Origin of the sequence: Rhodoplanes roseus (assembly GCF_003258865.1) — a bacterium.
Classification (GTDB): Bacteria; Pseudomonadota; Alphaproteobacteria; order Rhizobiales; family Xanthobacteraceae; genus Rhodoplanes; species Rhodoplanes roseus.
Genome location: NZ_NPEX01000556.1, coordinates 1 through 1,462, shown reverse-complemented (window position 1 = coordinate 1,462; position 1,462 = coordinate 1). Strand labels below are relative to the sequence as shown.

General features: G+C 70.0%; 1 protein-coding gene. It reads left to right on the top strand.

The window, feature by feature from the left end:
• Positions 1–134: 134 nt before the first annotated feature.
• Positions 135–1,430, top strand: coding sequence for an HlyC/CorC family transporter (locus CH341_RS31200; protein WP_111423566.1), 1,296 nt, complete (start codon positions 135–137; stop codon positions 1,428–1,430).
• Positions 1,431–1,462: the final 32 nt, after the last annotated feature.

Genomic DNA, 1,462 nt, shown 5'->3' with positions numbered 1-1,462 from the left:
GCGTCTCCGGTACTCGGGGCTTCACCCCACCCCGAACGCGTGCTGCGCACGCGCCCGACCCTCCCCCTCCAGGGGAGGGTGAAGAAGAACTCGGTCGCCATGCTGAAGGACAGACCGCAAGCCGAGACCCCGCCATGGACGCGTCCGACTGGTTGATCGTCACCGCCGTTCTGCTGTGCCTGCTGGCCTCGTTCTTCTTCTCGGGGAGCGAGACGGCGCTGACCGCCTCGTCGCGCGCCGCGATGCTGCGGCTGGCGCGTGACGGCAATCCGCGCGCCGCTCTCGTCAACGATCTGCTGGCGGCGCGGGAGCGGCTGCTCGGCGCGCTGCTGATCGGCAACAATGTCGTCAACATCGCCGCCTCGTCGATGGCGACCGGGCTGCTGCTCGCCTGGTTCGGCGAGGTCGGTGTCGTCTACGCCACCGTGATCATGACCGTGCTGGTGGTGGTGTTCTGCGAGGTGCTGCCGAAGACCGCGGCCTTCGACAATCCCGATCGCATCGCGCTCGCGGTGGCGTGGCCGATCGGGACGGTGGTGCGCCTGCTCGGGCCGCTGCTCGGCACCGTCACGGCGATCGTGCGCTGGCTGCTCGGGCGCGCCGGCATCGTCATCGGCGAGAGCGCCCCCATCCTGACGGCGCACGAGGAGCTGCGCGGCGCCGTCGACCTGTTCCACCGCGAGGGCGGCGTCGAGAAGATCGACCGCGACATGCTGGGCGGCCTCCTCGACCTGCGCGAGCTGACCGTCGCCGACGTGATGATCCACCGCACCGACGTCATCATGGCGAACGCCTCGGACCCGCCGGAAAAGATCGTCGAGGCGGTGCTGTCCGGCCCCAAGACCCGGGTGCCGCTGTGGCAGGGGTCACCGGAGAACATCGTCGGGGTGCTGCACGTCAAGGACGTGCTGCGGGCGCTTCACGCCAGCGAGGGCGACTTCTCCAAGATCGACGTGGCCAGCCTGGTGCGGCCCGCCTGGTTCGTGCCGGAGATCCGGCCGCTGTCGGAGCAGCTCAAGGCGTTCCGGCGGAGAAAGACCCACTTCGCCCTGGTCGTCGACGAGTACGGCGAGATGATGGGCCTGGTGACGCTCGAGGACATCCTGGAGGAGATCGTCGGCGACATCGCGGACGAGCACGACGTCGAGATCTCGGGCGTGCGACCGCAGCCGGACGGCTCGGTGACGGTCGACGGCGGCGTGCCGATCCGCGACCTCAACCGGGTGATGGAGTGGAACCTGCCCGACGCCGACGCCACCACGATCGCCGGCCTCGTCATCCACGAGGCGCGCTCGATCCCGGAGCCGGGCCAGAGCTTCACGTTCCACGGCTTCCGTTTCCAGGTGCTGCGCCGCCAGCGCAACCGCATCACCTCGCTGCGCATCACGCCGCTGACGCGGCGGCGGACCGCGCTGATGCGGGTGGGGTGACGTGCCTTGCACCCTCCCCTGGAGGGGGAGGG

Excerpts from the sequence above, each read along its gene's own strand:
- CH341_RS31200 (WP_111423566.1), top strand. The coding sequence starts at position 135 with ATGGACGCGTCCGACTGGTTGATCGTCACCGCCGTTCTGCTGTGCCTG.